Genomic DNA, 15,266 nt, shown 5'->3' with positions numbered 1-15,266 from the left:
GGGCTACAGCCTCCGAAAAATAAACGAGTCACACAAATTCCCCTGATTCTTGGACGACTCATTCACACTTCAACGCAGGTAGCGGGTAAGTCGCACCGGCCTGGCTCCTGAGGATGGCGGCCTTCGTTGAAGTTCTAACGCCCATGACGACGAGGGCGCGCTTCGGCACGTCTTTTCTTGGCCCGACGAATCAGACAGTCGGAAGCGGCCACACTGTGCGGACAAGAAAAACCACTGTCAACCGTCGAAGCTTTTTCGCAACTGGGCCGTAAGCCGCAGAACTAAATGGCCTTTTACCGACACAGTGGCAAAACATAGGGGCGGTGACACAAGGTCTGCAGCGGTGAAGTCGCGGTCGGCAGAGGCTACTCGGGCAGGAAGCTATAGGCATAGAGCACCGGGTTGTGAATGATGAGCTCGTAGTCCTGGCTGTGCGCTTGGGAGGTGAGGGAGTAGACCTCGAAACGGTTAAAGGCGTGCACGGTGATGAGGAGGGCCGCGGCAGTCACCACGAGGGTTGCCGCGACGGCGACGAGGGTGTTGCGTGTGACTGTGCGCATCGGAAGACTTTCTGTTGGGAGAGATGGTCGCGTGTAGGCTCATTCTCTATGGCAGAGCATAAGATTTACTCGTTTGCGTTTGGTGATATCTACGACGCATATGTGGCGAAGGCCGAGCGGAAGGAGCGCACGGAGTCGGAGGCGCGTGAGCTCATCCAGTGGATGACGGGCTACGATGATGACGGCCTTGACGAGGTGCGTGCTGATGGCACGACCATGCGGGAGTTCTTTGAGAAGGCGCCGGCGCTCAACCCGGCCAGGGAACTGGTGACGGGCAGCATCTGCGGCGTGAAGATTCAGGATTTGGAGGACCCGCTGATGAAACTGATTCGGCAGCTCGACAAGGTCATTGACGAGCTGGCGAAGGGCAAAGCAATGGAAAAGATTAAGCGGTCAAACGCTTAACGGCCTCGCGGATGACCTCGGGGCGCTTGCAGAAGGCGAAGCGCACGAGGTTCTTCCACGGCTCGGGGTTGTCCGTAAATGCGGACAGGGGGATGGCGGCGACGCCGCGCTCGGCAGGTAGGCGGGTGCAGAACTCGATGGCGTCCTCGTGGACGTTAGCCACCAGGTAATAGGTGCCCGGGGTAGCGAAGACTTCGTATCCCAGCGAGGCCAGGCCTTCAGCGAGGATGTCGCGGCACTCTTCGAGGCCGGTGACCATGTTGGTCTGCCACTGCTGCTCACGGGTGAGGGCGTGGGCGACGGCGGGCTGGAAGGGCGTCGTGGAGACGAAGGACATGAACTGCTTGGCCTTGATGACGCCGTCGAGGAGCTCGGGCGTGGCAATGGCCCAGCCGGTCTTCCAACCGGTCGCGTTGAAGGACTTGGCGGCAGACGAGATCTTGATGGTGCGCTCGGCCATGCCCGGCAGGTCGCGCACGGAGGTAAAGGAGCCGTGGAAGACGAGGTCCTCGTAGACCTCATCAGCAAGGACAAGGAGGTCGTGCTCGACGCAGAGCTCGGCAAGGGCGTCGAGTGCGGGGCGGGAGAAGACGGAGCCCGTCGGGTTATGCGGAGAGTTGATGATGATCATCGCCGTCTTGTCCGTCACGGCGGCGCGCACGGCGTCCACGTCGAGGTCCCACGTGCGGCCGGCAGGCTTTAAGGGGACGGGGACGCGGGTGGCATCGGCAAGCGCGATGGCCGCGGCGTAGGCGTCGTAGTAGGGCTCGAGGACGATGACCTCTTGGCCGGGCTCGACGAGGCCGAGGACGGTGGCGGTGATGGCCTCCGTCGCGCCGGCGGTGACCACGAGGTGGTCGGTGGGGACGCCGTAGTGGGCAGAGAGGGCATGGAGAAGCTGGGGCATACCGCGCAGAGGCGCGTACTGGTTGTGGCCGGTGGCGATCTGCTCCTGGGCGATCTCGAGCATGCGGGCGGGGCCGTCCGTGTCGGGGAAGCCCTGGCCAAGGTTCACGGCGTTGTGCTCGGTGGCGAGGGCAGTCATGGTGGCGAAGATGGTCTCGCCAAACTGTTGGAGGCGCTGGACTGTCATTAGAGCACCAACAAATCGTACTTGGTGGCCTTGACGTCCGTGAGGCGCTTGCGGGCGCGGTCGAGGCGGTGCCACTCTTCCTCAGGGATGGAGGTGCGCGCGATCTTGACGATCTCCTGGTCAGGCGTGCCCCAGGCGATGGGCATGGGGGTGATCTGCTGCCAGTGGTCCTGGTCGCTGCTGGCGCGGTGGCCGGAGACGGCGGCGACGGGGATCTTCGTGCCGACGGTGCGGTTCGCCAGGCCCGGGATATTGGTGACGGTGCGCAGTGCTGCGCCCCAGCGTGGCGGGAGCTTCGGATCGACGTTGGTGTTGACGAGGGCCATAAGCACCATGTCGCGCTCGTTGACCTCGGCGATGACGGCGGGGGCGAGCGGATACGCGTTGTAGAGCTCCTGGGCGGTGCCGACCTTGCGGGAGGCGACGACGCCGACGATGGCCATCATGATGCCGAAGAGCGCCAGGCCTATGCCGATAGTGATGGACCAGATGGCGTCTACGAGGACGTAGACGGCGATGCCGGCGAGGATGAGCACGAGGCCCATGACGAGACCTGAATTGCGTAGACGTACGGAGTCGCGGAGAAGTTCGTTGTTTTTCTTGGCGAACGCCTCGTCGACGTCGAATTTGAAGATCTTCATAGTTCCTCCAAGTCTAGTGCGTCCACGAGCCGGTACGCGTAACCCTGCTCCGCGAGGAAGCGTTGGCGGTGGACGGCGTAGTCGGCGTCGAGGGTATCGCGGGTGACCAGCGTGTAGAAGTGCGCCTCGCGCCCGTCCGCCTTAGGCCGCAGCAGGCGGCCTAAGCGTTGGGCTTCTTCCTGGCGGGAGCCGAAGGTGCCGGAGACCTGGATGGCCAGGGCGGCCTCGGGAAGGTCGATGGAGAAATTGGCGACCTTGGAGACAACGAGGGTGTGAATCTCGCCGTCGCGGAATTGCTGGAAGAGTTTCTCGCGCTTGGCGTTGGAGGTCTTTCCATCAATGACGGGTGCGCCTATGCGCTTTCCGATGCCCTCGAGCTGCTCGAGGTAGCCGCCGATGATGAGAGCTTGCTGGCCCTCGTGTCGTTTGAGCAGGGTTTCGACGACATGGTCCTTGGCCTCGGCGCAGGCGGCGATGCGGTAGCGGTCGCGCGACTGGGCGGTGGCGTAGAGCATGCGTTCCTCGGGGCCGAGGTCGACGCGGACCTCCACGCAGTCGGCGGTGGCGATGTAGCCCTGCTGCTCGAGCTCCTTCCAGGGCGCGTCGTAGCGTTTGGGGCCGATGAGGGAGAAGACGTCGCCCTCGGCGCCGTCCTCGCGGACGAGGGTGGCGGTAAGCCCGAGGCGACGGCGGGACTGGAGATCCGAGGTCATGCGGAACACGGGTGCGGGCAGGAGATGGACCTCGTCGTAGATGATAAGGCCCCAGTCGCGGGAGTCGAAGAGCTCGAGCGCGCGGTATTCGCCCTTCGTCTTGCGGGTGACGACCTGGTAGGTGGCGATGGTGACGGGTTTTATTTCCTTCTTCTCGCCGGAGTATTCGCCGATTTCATTCTCGGTAAGCGTGGTGCGGCGGAGCAGCTCATCGCGCCATTGCCGGCCGGCGACGGTGTTGGTGACGAGGATGAGCGTGGTGGCCTGGGCCTTAGACATGGCGGCCGCGCCCACGACGGTCTTGCCGGCGCCGCAGGGCAGCACGACGACGCCGGAGCCGCCAGCCCAGAAGGACTCCGCGGCGTACTGCTGGTAGTCGCGCAGGTGCCAGTCATCCTCGGTGAGCGCGATGGGGTGGGACTCACCGTCGACGTAGCCGGCGAGGTCCTCTGCGGGCCAACCGACCTTGAGCAGCTCCTGCTTGAGGCGGCCGCGCTCTGAGGGCGGGACGGCGATGGTGTTGCCGTCGATGCGCGCGCCGAGCATGCCGCCGACCTTCTTGTGACGTTCGAGCTCGACGAGGATGGCAGGCTCATCGGATTCGAGGATGAGTCCGTGGGCCGGGTGGGCCTGGAGGCGCACGCGGCCGTAGCGCGACATTGTCTCCGCGACGTCGATGAGCAACGCCTGCGGGACGGGGAAGCGCGAATACGTCTCGAGGACGTCGACGACTTGCTCCGCGTCGAAGCCGGCGGCGCGGGCGTTCCACAGCGCGAGCGGGGTGATGCGGTAGGTATGGATATGCTCCGGGGCGCGCTCGAGCTCGGCGAAGGGGGCCAGGGCTGCGCGGGCGGCACCGGCAAGCTCGTGGTCGACCTCAAGGAGGACGGTCTTATCCGACTGGACGATAAGCGGGCCATTCATTCGGCCCAGTTTAGTCCTTAAGCCGCGCGCTCATAATCCGGTGGAGGGGGAAGCGGACGGGGTGGCCGTCGCGGTCGAGGGCGTCGACCTGGCCGCCGGCGACGGTGAGCGGGGTGACGGTGACCTCGCGCGGGCGGCCGTTGCGGTCCGCGTAGCCCACGACGATGAGCCGGGAGCCGCGGGCGGCGGCCTCGATGATTCCGATGTCCGGTCCTTCTGGGGTTTGATTGGGCTCGGCGGTGCGGATGGCGGCGACGGCACGCGCGACATCGGGCTCCTCGCGGCGGGGCGCGTGCGCGCGAGGCATGGGCAGGAGCGCTGGCTCGGGTTGGACGGCGATGGAGGCGCCATGCTCGTCTTCGGCGGCGGGGGCGAAGCCGTTGCTTCGTAGCTCTTCGAGGACGAGCCCTAAGCGTTGCTGGGAGATGGCGACGGTGGGCGCAAGCAGCCTGAGGGAGTCCACGGCGGCGACGGCTTGGGCGAGCAGGGCCTCGTCCTCGCAGCGGACGTAAGCGAGCGCCGTGCCGGAGCGCAGCGTGCCGTGCCGGCGGGCGACGTCGTCGATGAGGAATTCCACGGCCTGAGGGACCTCGCCGAGGGCATGGGCGTGGAGGAAGTCCTTGATCTCCTGGGCCGTCATGCCGGAGTCCATGCCGCGGCGCAGCGACTCGGTGGAGATGCGGTAGACGCTGGCCAGGCCCGGTGACTCGAGATCCGCGAGATTTTCCAGCGTGCGCAGTAGCTCCGTGACGAGCGGGCCCGGGGTGAGCACCGTCATGTCAGCCTGCATGATGAAGCGCTCAACGGCCTCGGGCACGGGGCGCTCTTGGACGAGGGCGCCGCGGGCGGTAACGCCCAGCCACTGGGCCTCGGCGTGGAGGTGTTCGATGGTGGCCGGTTGCGTGTGCGCGGCGAAGAGGGGACGGGCAAAGCAGAGGTCTTCCCAGAACTCTTCGAGGTTGAGCGGTTGGCTGCTGTTCTTGTAGACGTCGAGGATTCTCGCCCGGTGGCGCGGCAGATAGTCGTGAGCGGTCTCCTGGTCGAGGCCGCGCTGCGACTCCCACGCGGCCCACGGAGAGGTCTCCCACGCGTCGAGGAGAACCTGGAGGCGGTCGGGGAGCGGGGCGTCGGCCCATTCTTGTGCCGCCTGCGTGGGAGCCAGGAAGTTGCCCTCCGGACCGCCTTTCGGTTCTCCGCGGCCGAGGAGGCGCGCGTGGAAGCCGAGCGCGATGAGTTCCTTGACGTAGTCCGTGTCGAGTTCCTTGGCTAGGTGTGCGAGGGGGCGGACGCCCACCGTCTTGTCCTTGAGCAGCTCGACCGGCTCCTGGCCCAGGATGTCGATGAGACGGCCTATGAGACGCACGACGTCGAGGCCCGCGGCGGCGCCGGCTTCGTCAGTCTTCTGGTCCTGTACCGGCTGACCTTGGCGGCCGGATGGCTCCAGCGGAATGTTGAGCGGCCCCTGGCCGCGGAGCGCGAGGCGCGTGGCTCGCGGCAGGCGGACGGTTCGCGCGTCGACGCGCTGGAGGAGCCCCGCCGCAATGAGACGGGGGATGGGGCGCGCCGGGTCCGCGTCTGGGGCAGCGTCGCGCGTGGTTCCCAGACCCGTGGGCGCGAGGGTCTCCAACACGCGGCGTTGTTCCTTGTCGAGTTTCTCGATATCCGCCGGGTCCACGGCGTGCTGTTCGAGCAGCGACCAGTCTGCGGGAAGTGCCGCCATGACCTCGCGGGGGACCATGACCCGGGAGTCGTCGGTGTCGAAGACAAGGGCTTTGTCTTTCAATGCGTCGATGACCGCGGCGGTGCCTGAAGGCTCGAACTCCACGGGTTCGAATTCTGCGCCGGCCGCCACGAGTCGTTCCAGTGTGGCCAGTTCTGCCGCGGTGCACGTGGCGAGCGCGCGGGCGAGGGAGGTGCGCAGGAGCAGGCGCGTGGCGAGCGGGGCAATGCCTGGGGGTAGCGGATGCGTGGCATCGGGGCGGTGAGTGAGGATGCGCGCGAGTTCATCGTCGCTGCGTTTGCCCAGCCAGGAGCGGAAATCGGTGGCTGGGGTGGCCGGCGTGTGAGAAGAAACCATATCGGGTGACAAGTCTAACCCCGATTAAGTTACGTTTTCCGCGCGGGTTTGGCAGAATATAGGGCATGTCGAATGTAGAGAAGAAGGGCCACGTGTCCCCGGCTTGGCCGAAGAACGACGCCCGCGAGCACGCAATTACCGAAATTTACGCTCCGTTTGCCGGCGCTTCGAGCCCGTACGGTGACGACACTGTTCTGCCTCTCCCGGCTGAGAAGCTGAACTACGTTCACCCGTACACGCGCATCAACCGCTAAGGTTTCGGCGCACGCATGGCACCCTTCGGGGTGCCTTTCGTTGTTTTCGGGTGGAGGAGGCCAGCACAATCTGCCTTACTTCGTGGCTGTGGAGTCCCACTGGGCGCAGACGGTAGCGACTTTTGTTGGTGGCTACGCGACCCACAACCACGAAAGCCCACGTCGCTCCGAAAGAGGAGCGGCGTGGGCTAGACGCTAACGGTGCTTACAGGGAAGCGATGACAGCGGCAATCGGGTCGACCGAGTTGCGGTTGGCCGCGTAGAGGTTGTTGAGGGACTCGCGGTTGGCCTTGTACTGCGCTTTGAAGTTGGCGGGCAGCTGGTAGCCGTACTTGGCGGCGGTGTCCGTGATAAGCGCGTAGAGGTTGTCCACGGCGAGGTCCTCGGACTCGGAGGAGGCCTGTGCCGGAGCGGCCGGGGCAGCAGTCTCAGGCTGGGCGGCAGGGGCCGGAGCCGGTGCCGGTGCCGGGGTGGCGTCGAGGTTGCGCGGCGTCGGGGCGGAGTTCAGGCCCAGGGACGCGGAGCAGGCCGGCCATGCGCCCCAGCCCTGTGCGGCGAGGGTGCGCTCGGCGACAGCAATCTGCTGCTCGCGGGTGGCCTGGTTAGCGGTCGGGGCGAACTCGCCGCCGCCGTAGGCCTGCCAGGTGGAGGCGGAGAACTGCAGGCCGCCGTGGTAGCCGTTGCCGGTGTTGATGGCCCAGTTGCCGCCGGACTCGCACTGTGCGAGGCGGTCCCAGTCAGAATCCGGGGCCGCGGAGGCGGTCGGGGCCATGAGGGTGGCAGCGGCGCCGAAGGCGACGGTGGTGGCGGCGAACTTAGCGGCCGTGTGCTTCTTAGCGGAATGACGTCCCATGATTGAGTGTTCCTCTCTCTTCCCGCTATAAGTACTGAATGCGCGTCGGTCTAAAGTGTCGGGCTGGGTCAGGCTGCAACCGTTTGGATTGATAAGCGGGTGGTTGCCGGCCGTGAGCCGTGGTGCTCCGACTTAAGCGCTTGGGGGACACGGTACCGGTTTATAACGAAAGTGTCACGTTCTTTGACCTTTTCGTGACAATGTCTGCCTGTCGGAGGCAGGCACCTAATGAAAAATCCCAGGTGAACGGATTTTGAGAAACGTTACATCCGGTTCTGTGAGACGCGCCACACGGGTCGCCGCGCCGCGATTGTGCTGTGATTTCGCAACCGCCGGGCGCGTAGTAAAATGACATCTTCCCCTGAATACTCTTTTATCCCTAAGACACAAGAAAGTGGTGAGCCTCGTGCCTATCGGCAAAGTGAAGTGGTACGACGCGGAGAAGGGCTTTGGCTTTGTCTCCAATCCTGGCAGCGAGGACGTCTTCGTTGGACGTTCCGTCCTCCCGGAGGGCGTCGAGGAGCTGGTGCAAGGCCAGCGCATCGAATTCGACTTCGCGGCCGGCCGTCGCGGCCCGCAGGCGCTGCGCGTGAACGTGCTCGACAAGCCGCGTCGCCGCACCCCGTCCCGCAAGCCCGAGGAATTGGGCTCCATGATTGCAGACGTCATGACGGTCCTCGAGTCCCAGGTGCAGCCTTCGCTCACCGCAGGGCACTACCCGGACCGCAAGACCGGACGCGATGTCGCCGCCATCCTGCGCGCCATCGCCAAGGAGCTTGATTCATAGAAAACGCACCGCGCGTCACCGTGAGACCACAGTGACGCGCGTTTGTTATTGGGGAGAAGATTATTCAGCCGGGGCAGAAGACGTCGCCGTCGCCGCCGCGAGCTCATCCGGGGGAAGAGTAGACAGGGACCACACGGCCGTATACGGCGTTTCCTCGCCGCCCTCATCGGTGCCCAGCAGCACCGCAGAAATCTCCACGACGGCCAGGTGCGCCTTCTTGCCTTCCGATGCCCCCTCCACCGAGCCCGGAACTTCCACCACCGTCGTCTCGCCGGCGCCGTGGAGCTGCTCATCGTTGGCCGCCGGGTCGTCGTAGATGGTGAGCAGCTGCCACTGGTTGGACGCGATATCGTCCGGCACCTCGATCTTCAAGGTGTCATTCTCGCCGACGACGAGGTTGGGCACCTCGCCCTCGGGGCAGTCCGCGCCGGGCTCGCACACCATGTACGGGGCGACCTCCATGGACTCATCGCCGACGGATGCGGTGATCTTAATATCCTGCGGCTGCGCCCCTGGCTTAGTGCTGCGCCAGTTCTGAAAGAGCACGACCGCCACGACGATCACGACGACGGCGATGATGACCGCCAGTAACTGGAGGAGGGATTTCTTCTTAGCCTCTTTGCGCGTTGCCATGGTGCAAAATACTACTCGACGGACACTACGTGCCGGACGCAGCGGGCTCGAAGCTTACTCGGTACAGATCCGGCCAGCGCTTGCCTGTGACGTAGAACTGGTCCGTGCCCTTGATGTGCGCGATGCCGTTGAGCACGTTATTGGGATCGTCCGCCGCGTTATTCTTCACGCCCGATGCGTTGATGACGCCGGTGACCTCGCCGGTGGCCGGGTCGATGCGCAGGATGTCCGTGCTAAACCACACGTTGGCATAGACGTGGCCGTCGACGCACTCGAGCTCGTTAATCTCGTTGACCGGTGCGCCGTTATGCGTGACCGTGACGCGCGAGCGCTCCTCGAAGGTATCCGGGTCGAGGTGGCGCAGTTCCGCCGTCCCGTCCGACATGATGAGTTCGTTGTCGAGCGCGCACAGGCCCCAGCCCTCGCCCTCGTAGTGGGCACGGCCGGTTTCTTTTAGCGTCGCCGCGTTGTAGCGGATGGCCTCGCCGGCCTTCCACGTGAGTTGCCAGATGGAATCCTCAAACTGGGTAATGCCCTCGCCGAAGAGCTGCGGGTCCAGGTCGACCGACGCGCGCTCGTCGCCCGTGACCGGATCAAAGCGGTAGAGACGGGACTCGCCGTACTGGCCGGTGCCCACCCACAGCTCGCCGTCCTCGGTGGCCTCGAGGCCCTGCGTAAACGACGTCGCATCAAAAGGCAGCGTCTCGTGGACGACCGCGGTGAGTTTTTCCACCTCGGCCGGGGCGGCGGAGGTGGGGGAGGAGGAACCGTCGGTGCCACACGCGGCGAGGAGCGTGGCGGGCACGATGAGCGCGGCGGCCCCGGCGGCGACCTGCGACCACGGAGTGGTCGCAGGGTAAGAGGAAAACCGGGCTGTGAGAGGGCGAAGCATACCTAAGGACGCTACCACGGCGCGGATGGCCCATAATAGGAAGCGTGTCAAGCAAAAAGAGAGAGTCCACCCACCGCAACCCGCTCCTTGGCGCGCGCGCCGTGGAGGTGGCGCGGGAGGCCGTTGCCGAGCTGGGCGAAGGGGGCATCGGCAAGCACATTGGCGTCGCCGGGCTCACGCGTAACGTCGCGACGCACCGCTTTGAGGCCGACATGCCTGGTTATCCTGGATGGGAGTGGCAGGCGGTGCTCGCGTGCGCGGCGGGCTCGGAGGACGTGACCGTCAACGAGGTCGCGCTCGTGCCCGGCGGCGACGCCCTTCAGGCGCCCGAGTGGGTGCCCTATGCCGAGCGCGTGCGCCCCGGCGACCTCGGCCCGGGCGACCTCATGCCGGTGCCTGATGATGACCGTCTCGACGATTTTGGCAACCTCACCGAGGCCGCCGTCCAGGACGCCCGCACGCGCTGGCGCACCGGCGAGTTCGGCCCGAATTCCGCCATGGCGGCCGCGGCCCCGCTGCAGTGCAAGACGTGCGCCTTCATGGTTCCGTTCATGCCCAACTTCGGAGTGTGTGCAAACATATATTCCGCCGATGGCCGCGTGGTCCACGCCACGTATGGCTGCGGCGCGCACTCAAAAACCACGGTCACAGAGACTGACAACGAGCCCCGCCGCGCCTTCGACGACGAAAAGCCCATCTTCTGATCTAGTCCGGTTTTGCATTTTTGCCTGTGGTGGGGGAATCTTTGCAGGTAAAACTCAATCCTCCTGGCACTAGGTAAAGGGGCTCAAGGTCTGATGAAGACTGCTCTCGATCGATATTTCCATATCTCTGAACGCGGTTCCTCTGTGGGAACCGAAGTCCGCGCGGGAACGGTCTCGTTCTTCGCGATGGCGTACATCATCCTGCTCAACCCGCTCATCCTGGGAACCTCGCCCGACGTCAACGGTCACGCGCTCGGCATCCCGCAGGTCGCCGCCGCCACCGCGCTCATCGCGGGCATCATGACCATCGCCTTCGGCGCCATCGCCCGCTACCCGTTCGCCATGGCGGCGGGCCTGGGCATGAACACCTTCGTTGCGGTCACGATGGTCGCCACTAAGGGCCTGTCCTGGCAGGAGGCCATGGGCCTCGTGGTCATCGAGGGCATCATCATCGTGCTGCTGGCCGTCTCCGGCTTCCGCACCGCCGTCTTTGAGGCCATCCCGCACTCCATGAAGGCCGCGATGGGCGTCGGTATTGGTATGTTCATCGCCATCATCGGCTTCGTGGATGGCGGGTTTGTCACCCGCGTGCCGGACGCCGCGCACACCACCGTGCCGGTTGGCCTGGGTATCAACGGCTCCATTGCGACCTGGCCGGCCTTCGTCTTCGTTATCGGCCTGCTCATCTGCGCCTTCTGCGTCATCCGCAACGTCCCGGGCGGCCTGTTCCTGGCGATTGTCATCACGACCGTCATCGCGATCATCCTGCAGGCTCTCTTCCCCAACGAGGACTGGGGCATGGCCACCCCGGGCGCCCCGTCGTCGCTCGGCGGCATGCCGGATCTCTCCATCGTGGGTGAGGTGAGCCTCTTCGGCGCGTTCACCAAGCTGGGCGTCGTCGCCACCGTGCTACTCATCTTCACGCTGCTGCTCACCAACTTCTTCGACGCCATGGGCACCATGACGGGCCTGGGCAAGCAGGGCGACCTCGTCGACGAGGACGGCGTTCTGCCGGACATGAAGAAGGCCCTGGTCGTCGAGGGCTTCGGCGCCGTGGCCGGCGGCCTGGGCTCCGCCTCCTCCAACACCGTCTTTGCAGACTCTTCTGCGGGCATCGCCGATGGCGCCCGCACCGGCCTGGCCAACATCACGACGGGTGTGCTCTTCCTGCTCGCCATGTTCTTGACCCCGCTCTATGAGATCGTCCCGATCGAGGCCGCCGCACCGGTCCTCGTCATCGTGGGCGTGCTCATGGCCTCCCAGATCACCGAGATCGAGTGGCACAAGATGGAGGTCGCCATCCCGGCGTTCCTCACCATCGTGGTCATGCCGTTTACTTACTCCATCGCCAACGGCATTGGCGTGGGCTTCATCGCCTTCGCTGCCATGGCTGTCTTCGCAGGCAAGGCCAAGCAGGTCCACTGGATCATGTGGCTCGTGGCCGCGATGTTCGTGGTCTATTTCGGCATGGGACCGATTTCCTCCGTTATCGGTTAGTTCGCTGCATTCCTGACACGGTACTGTCGGGTACATGCGCTACGTAATTGAAGACGTCAACGACCCTCGCCTGGATGACGTTCGGAACTTGAAAAAGTCCGACGCCCACGGCGAGGGTCTTGTCATTGGCGAGGGCCCCATCATCGTCGAGCGCCTGCTCGCCTCCGCGTACCCCACCCGCTGCATCGTGGGCTTCAAGGCGAAGATCGACACCTACCTGTCGCAGCACGAGGTGCCCGACGACGTGCCCATCTACGAGGTCACCCGCGACATGCTCACCGAGGTCGCCGGCTTTGACATGCACCGCGGCCTGCTCGCGTCCGCGGACCGCCTGGACGCCTGGTCGGTTGACGAGGTCATCGAGGGTGCACAGACGCTCGTCGTCATGGAAGGTGTGGGCGACCACGAGAATATCGGCGGCATCTTCCGCAACGCCGCGGGCATGGATGTCGACGGCGTGCTGCTGGGCTCCGGCACCGCGGACCCGCTCTACCGACGCAGCGTCCGCGTGTCCATGGGCCACGTCCTGCGCCTGCCGTGGGCCCGCTTCGAGGGCGGCTACACCAATTGGCAACATAAGCTGGCCAAGCTTTCCGATGCCGGCTTCCGTCTCGTCTCCTTAACCCCCAGCGAGGACGCGGTGCACCTGGCTCAAGCTCTCAAGGGCGCCGAGAAAGTCGCGCTCCTCGTGGGCGCCGAAGGCCCCGGCCTGACCGAACACGCCATGAAGGCCACGGACGTCCGCGCGCGCATTCCGATGGCCCCGGGGACCGATTCCTTGAACGTGGCGACGTCCGCGGCGATTGCGTTCTACGAGCGCCAGCGTTCGCTGCTCGACCTCTAGTCCCGCGCTCCCCAGCCCTGGCGGCATTGTTACGCTTCGCGCCGAAACGAGCCGTTTTCGGCGCATGCGGAGGGCACAGTCGGCTTGGAGTGTGATTGGCCGCGGCTGGATCTACGTTCAGGACATATAGGGCACCGTGTGGGCGCTCGGGAAGGGGTTTATATGTCCTGAAGGGATTTTTGCGTCGATTGTCGGCGTGCGCGGACGGCTGAAGTGCAATTCGCCGCGGCTGGATCTACGTTCAGGACATATAGGGCACCGTGTGGGCGCTCGGGGAGGGGCTTATATGTCCTGAAGGGATTTTTGTGTCAATTTTCAGCGCGCGCGGAGGGGCTAGCGGCGGCGGTTCTTGAAGAACGTGACGACGCGCGAGGCAATGGTGCGGCCGAGGTCCGCGAGGTCGTGCGCGGTGCGCTGGGCGGACTCGGCGATGGTGGACTCGGGCTCGGCCTCGGGGTCTGCGTAGTCGTCGTAAGCGCCGTTGGCGGGGCCGACGCCCAGCTTCGCGGCGGAGGTCTCGACGAGCTCGGAGGTGGACTTAGGTGCGGGGGCCGGGTCGATCTTGGGCTCGGGGCGGCCGTCGATGGCGTAGCCCACGACGTCGAGGTTGGGACCGTTCTCGCCGATTTCCACGCCGAGCCAGGTGCGCTCGGCTTCCTGCATGAGCTCCTGGGGAACGAAGGGCAGCGTGATGGCACCGGAGGTGGAGGGGCGGTGCTCGCCGGCCCAGTAGGGGCCTTCGTAAGGCTCGGGCAGGCCGATGTCCTCGATGAACTCGGTGCGCGTCGAGCACAGGGAGCGCTTGAGCTCGTAGTTCTCCCAGTGTGCCATGCCGGCGTAGCCCTCCTCCTCGTTGGACGCGAAGGCGAAGATGTGCTTGGCATTGATGGCGCGCAGCAGAAGCGGGGAGAGCTTGGAGAGCGTGAGGGCGTCGTCCATGATGACGGTCTGGACCACGGTGACGCCGGGGTAGCCGCCGATGTAGAACTCGCCCACGTCAGCCTGCGCGGAGCGGCCGAGCGGGAACTGGCCAATGGGCGTCACGGGGAACGCCGGATTGAGCTGGCTCAAGTACTTGCGCCCGAAGCCGCGGTCCGCCTTGGGATCGGCGTTGAGGACCTTCGCGATGTCAGCGGCTGGCTCGGAGCTGTCGCCCACGGTGACGTACCAGAGAGTAAGGACTGCGCGTGAGATGTTCATGAGAGGGAATCTTTCTTGAGTGAACGTCTAGAGCTGGACGGGGCGGTTAGTCGCGGGGACGCTTCGTGTTGCCGCGCACGCCGAGGAGGACGTCCTCCCAGTTCGGCGTCGAGGCGCGACGACGGCGTTTGGACGGCTTGGGCGCGGGCGACGGGTGCTGGAGGAACTCCTCGTCTTTGTCGTTGGACGTGGACGCTGCGTCGGCTTTTTCCGCAGAGGGCTCCGCATCCTCGGAGCCATTCGAGGTGTCGTGCGGGGTGCCCACGGGCGCGATGGTAGGAGCGGTGAGGTCCGTGACATCGGTGACCTCGACGACGGTCTCGTCCTCCTCGGAGGCGGCGGCGCGGCGGGAGTGGCGCAGCGCGTCCAGGTCGTCCTGCTCGCCGTAGGAGTACGGATCGAAGTCCTCGTCCTCGCGGGCGTCGAGCGCCTCGACACGGCGGGAACCGCGGCCGACGGAGGTGAGCGAGCGCACCGGCTGCACGAAGTCCGGGTCGGTAAGGTCAGCGGCCACGGTGTTGCGGGCGACGAGGGTGGAGGCGGAGCCGGAGGACTCGCGCAGGGTCCACTCGGCCTCGTTTTCGCTCAGGCCCGTCTTCCACGTGACGCGGACGGTCCAGGGCTGGCCCTTCTCGCGGTAGGCGTCCCACGTGGCGTCAGTAAGCGAGTGGCCGCGGGCGGCAAAGGCGGTGGCGAGGACCTCATAGATGGTGAGCTTGGCCGGGCCGTCCTCGCGGACCGGGTGGGCCTGCTTGGCGAGCTCCGCGATGCGCGAGCGCTCCATGAGCACGGGGTGTGCGAAGGGCTCGACGCGGGACTCGGCGACGCCCATTTCCTCGGCAAGTTCGGCGACGGTGGCGCCAGCGCGGATGCGGTGCTGAATCTCCGGCGGGCGCATGCTCAGCTTCTCGGTGGTGGGACGGCGCGGCGCGGAGCCGACGGCCGTCAGCCGCGGGGCAGGGGCAGGTGCTTCCGATGCCGCCGGTGCCTCCGGCGTGGCCTGCTCGGCCGGAGCCTCTGGCTCCGGTGCGGTAGAGGGGCCATCGTCAGGCTGGGCGGAAAGCGTGGCGCGAATATCCGGCGCGAGGGCGCTGAGATCGAGGAAGAACTCCTCTCCGTCTTCGGTGCGCAGCACCAAAGAGGTCTCGGTCGACTCGTTGTCGACCACGAATAATTCGCGCATGATCGC

The 15,266-nt window shown here is 65.6% G+C and carries 16 protein-coding genes; 6 read left to right on the top strand and 10 right to left on the bottom strand.

What is annotated here, in order from left to right:
* Positions 1-365: 365 nt before the first annotated feature.
* Positions 366-560, bottom strand: a complete 195-nt coding sequence (locus ABJ196_RS04590; protein ID WP_347305421.1) for a hypothetical protein — start codon at positions 558-560, stop codon at positions 366-368.
* Positions 561-608: 48 nt separating this feature from the next.
* On the opposite strand from ABJ196_RS04590, the gene ABJ196_RS04585 reads away from it, so the two are divergent.
* The gene (locus ABJ196_RS04585; protein WP_347305420.1) at positions 609-965 is read left to right on the top strand and encodes a DUF2200 domain-containing protein; all 357 of its coding nucleotides are present in this window, start codon (positions 609-611) and stop codon (positions 963-965) included.
* Here the strand turns inward: ABJ196_RS04585 and ABJ196_RS04580 are convergent.
* From ABJ196_RS04580 to ABJ196_RS04565, 4 genes are read right to left on the bottom strand one after another with little or no spacing between them, the layout of a single operon-like run.
* A complete protein-coding gene (locus tag ABJ196_RS04580; protein ID WP_347305419.1) occupies positions 946-2,058 on the bottom strand; it encodes an aminotransferase class I/II-fold pyridoxal phosphate-dependent enzyme in 1,113 nt (370 codons plus the stop codon). The genes ABJ196_RS04585 and ABJ196_RS04580 overlap by 20 nt on opposite strands.
* Positions 2,058-2,699: a DUF3239 domain-containing protein gene (locus tag ABJ196_RS04575; RefSeq protein WP_257054709.1), complete on the bottom strand. Its 642-nt coding sequence runs from the start codon at positions 2,697-2,699 to the stop codon at positions 2,058-2,060. Before ABJ196_RS04575 ends, ABJ196_RS04580 begins: the two co-directional genes overlap by 1 nt.
* Complete coding sequence (locus ABJ196_RS04570) at positions 2,696-4,345, bottom strand: DNA repair helicase XPB (RefSeq protein ID WP_347305430.1); 1,650 nt, start codon at positions 4,343-4,345, stop codon at positions 2,696-2,698. The genes ABJ196_RS04575 and ABJ196_RS04570 overlap by 4 nt, the downstream gene beginning before the upstream one ends.
* Position 4,346: 1 nt before the next feature.
* A complete protein-coding gene (locus ABJ196_RS04565; RefSeq protein ID WP_347305418.1) occupies positions 4,347-6,413 on the bottom strand; it encodes a helicase-associated domain-containing protein in 2,067 nt (688 codons plus the stop codon).
* Positions 6,414-6,478: 65 nt separating this feature from the next.
* Between ABJ196_RS04565 and ABJ196_RS04560 the strand changes: the two genes are divergently transcribed.
* Positions 6,479-6,667 (top strand): hypothetical protein, encoded by a 189-nt coding sequence (locus tag ABJ196_RS04560; protein WP_347305417.1) that lies wholly within the window; start codon positions 6,479-6,481, stop codon positions 6,665-6,667.
* A gap of 205 nt (positions 6,668-6,872) precedes the next feature.
* Here ABJ196_RS04560 and ABJ196_RS04555 read toward each other — a convergent pair whose 3' ends face one another.
* Positions 6,873-7,520, bottom strand: coding sequence for a resuscitation-promoting factor Rpf1 domain-containing protein (locus ABJ196_RS04555; RefSeq protein ID WP_347305416.1), 648 nt, complete (start codon positions 7,518-7,520; stop codon positions 6,873-6,875).
* 406 nt (positions 7,521-7,926) lie between these two features.
* Between ABJ196_RS04555 and ABJ196_RS04550 the strand changes: the two genes are divergently transcribed.
* Positions 7,927-8,307 (top strand): cold-shock protein, encoded by a 381-nt coding sequence (locus tag ABJ196_RS04550; protein WP_066488595.1) that lies wholly within the window; start codon positions 7,927-7,929, stop codon positions 8,305-8,307.
* Between the two features lie 60 nt (positions 8,308-8,367).
* On the opposite strand, the gene ABJ196_RS04545 is transcribed toward ABJ196_RS04550, so the two are convergent.
* The gene (locus ABJ196_RS04545) at positions 8,368-8,940 is read right to left on the bottom strand and encodes a DUF2771 domain-containing protein (protein WP_347305415.1); all 573 of its coding nucleotides are present in this window, start codon (positions 8,938-8,940) and stop codon (positions 8,368-8,370) included.
* Positions 8,941-8,965: 25 nt separating this feature from the next.
* Positions 8,966-9,832: a glutaminyl-peptide cyclotransferase gene (locus ABJ196_RS04540; protein WP_347305414.1), complete on the bottom strand. Its 867-nt coding sequence runs from the start codon at positions 9,830-9,832 to the stop codon at positions 8,966-8,968.
* 44 nt (positions 9,833-9,876) lie between these two features.
* Here ABJ196_RS04540 and ABJ196_RS04535 point away from each other — a divergent pair, with 44 nt between their 5' ends.
* From ABJ196_RS04535 to ABJ196_RS04525, 3 genes are all read left to right on the top strand, one after another.
* A complete protein-coding gene (locus ABJ196_RS04535; protein ID WP_257035103.1) occupies positions 9,877-10,536 on the top strand; it encodes a DUF3027 domain-containing protein in 660 nt (219 codons plus the stop codon).
* A gap of 93 nt (positions 10,537-10,629) precedes the next feature.
* Positions 10,630-12,033, top strand: coding sequence for an NCS2 family permease (locus ABJ196_RS04530; protein ID WP_347305413.1), 1,404 nt, complete (start codon positions 10,630-10,632; stop codon positions 12,031-12,033).
* Positions 12,034-12,067: 34 nt separating this feature from the next.
* The gene (locus tag ABJ196_RS04525) at positions 12,068-12,877 is read left to right on the top strand and encodes an RNA methyltransferase (protein WP_347305412.1); all 810 of its coding nucleotides are present in this window, start codon (positions 12,068-12,070) and stop codon (positions 12,875-12,877) included.
* 333 nt (positions 12,878-13,210) lie between these two features.
* Here ABJ196_RS04525 and ABJ196_RS04520 read toward each other — a convergent pair whose 3' ends face one another.
* Together ABJ196_RS04520 and sepH are read right to left on the bottom strand one after the other, a co-directional pair.
* Positions 13,211-14,077, bottom strand: coding sequence for a hypothetical protein (locus tag ABJ196_RS04520; RefSeq protein ID WP_347305411.1), 867 nt, complete (start codon positions 14,075-14,077; stop codon positions 13,211-13,213).
* 46 nt (positions 14,078-14,123) lie between these two features.
* Entirely contained in the window at positions 14,124-15,260 is a 1,137-nt protein-coding gene (gene sepH, locus ABJ196_RS04515; protein WP_347305410.1) for a septation protein SepH, read from the bottom strand.
* Positions 15,261-15,266: the final 6 nt, after the last annotated feature.

The sequence above is a fragment of the Corynebacterium sp. SA-MJD20WY100 genome (assembly GCF_039822565.1).
In the GTDB taxonomy this organism is placed as follows: domain Bacteria; phylum Actinomycetota; class Actinomycetes; order Mycobacteriales; family Mycobacteriaceae; genus Corynebacterium; species Corynebacterium phoceense_A.
Note: the sequence above shows the minus strand (reverse complement) of the source record. Positions and strands in the feature narration are given on the sequence as shown.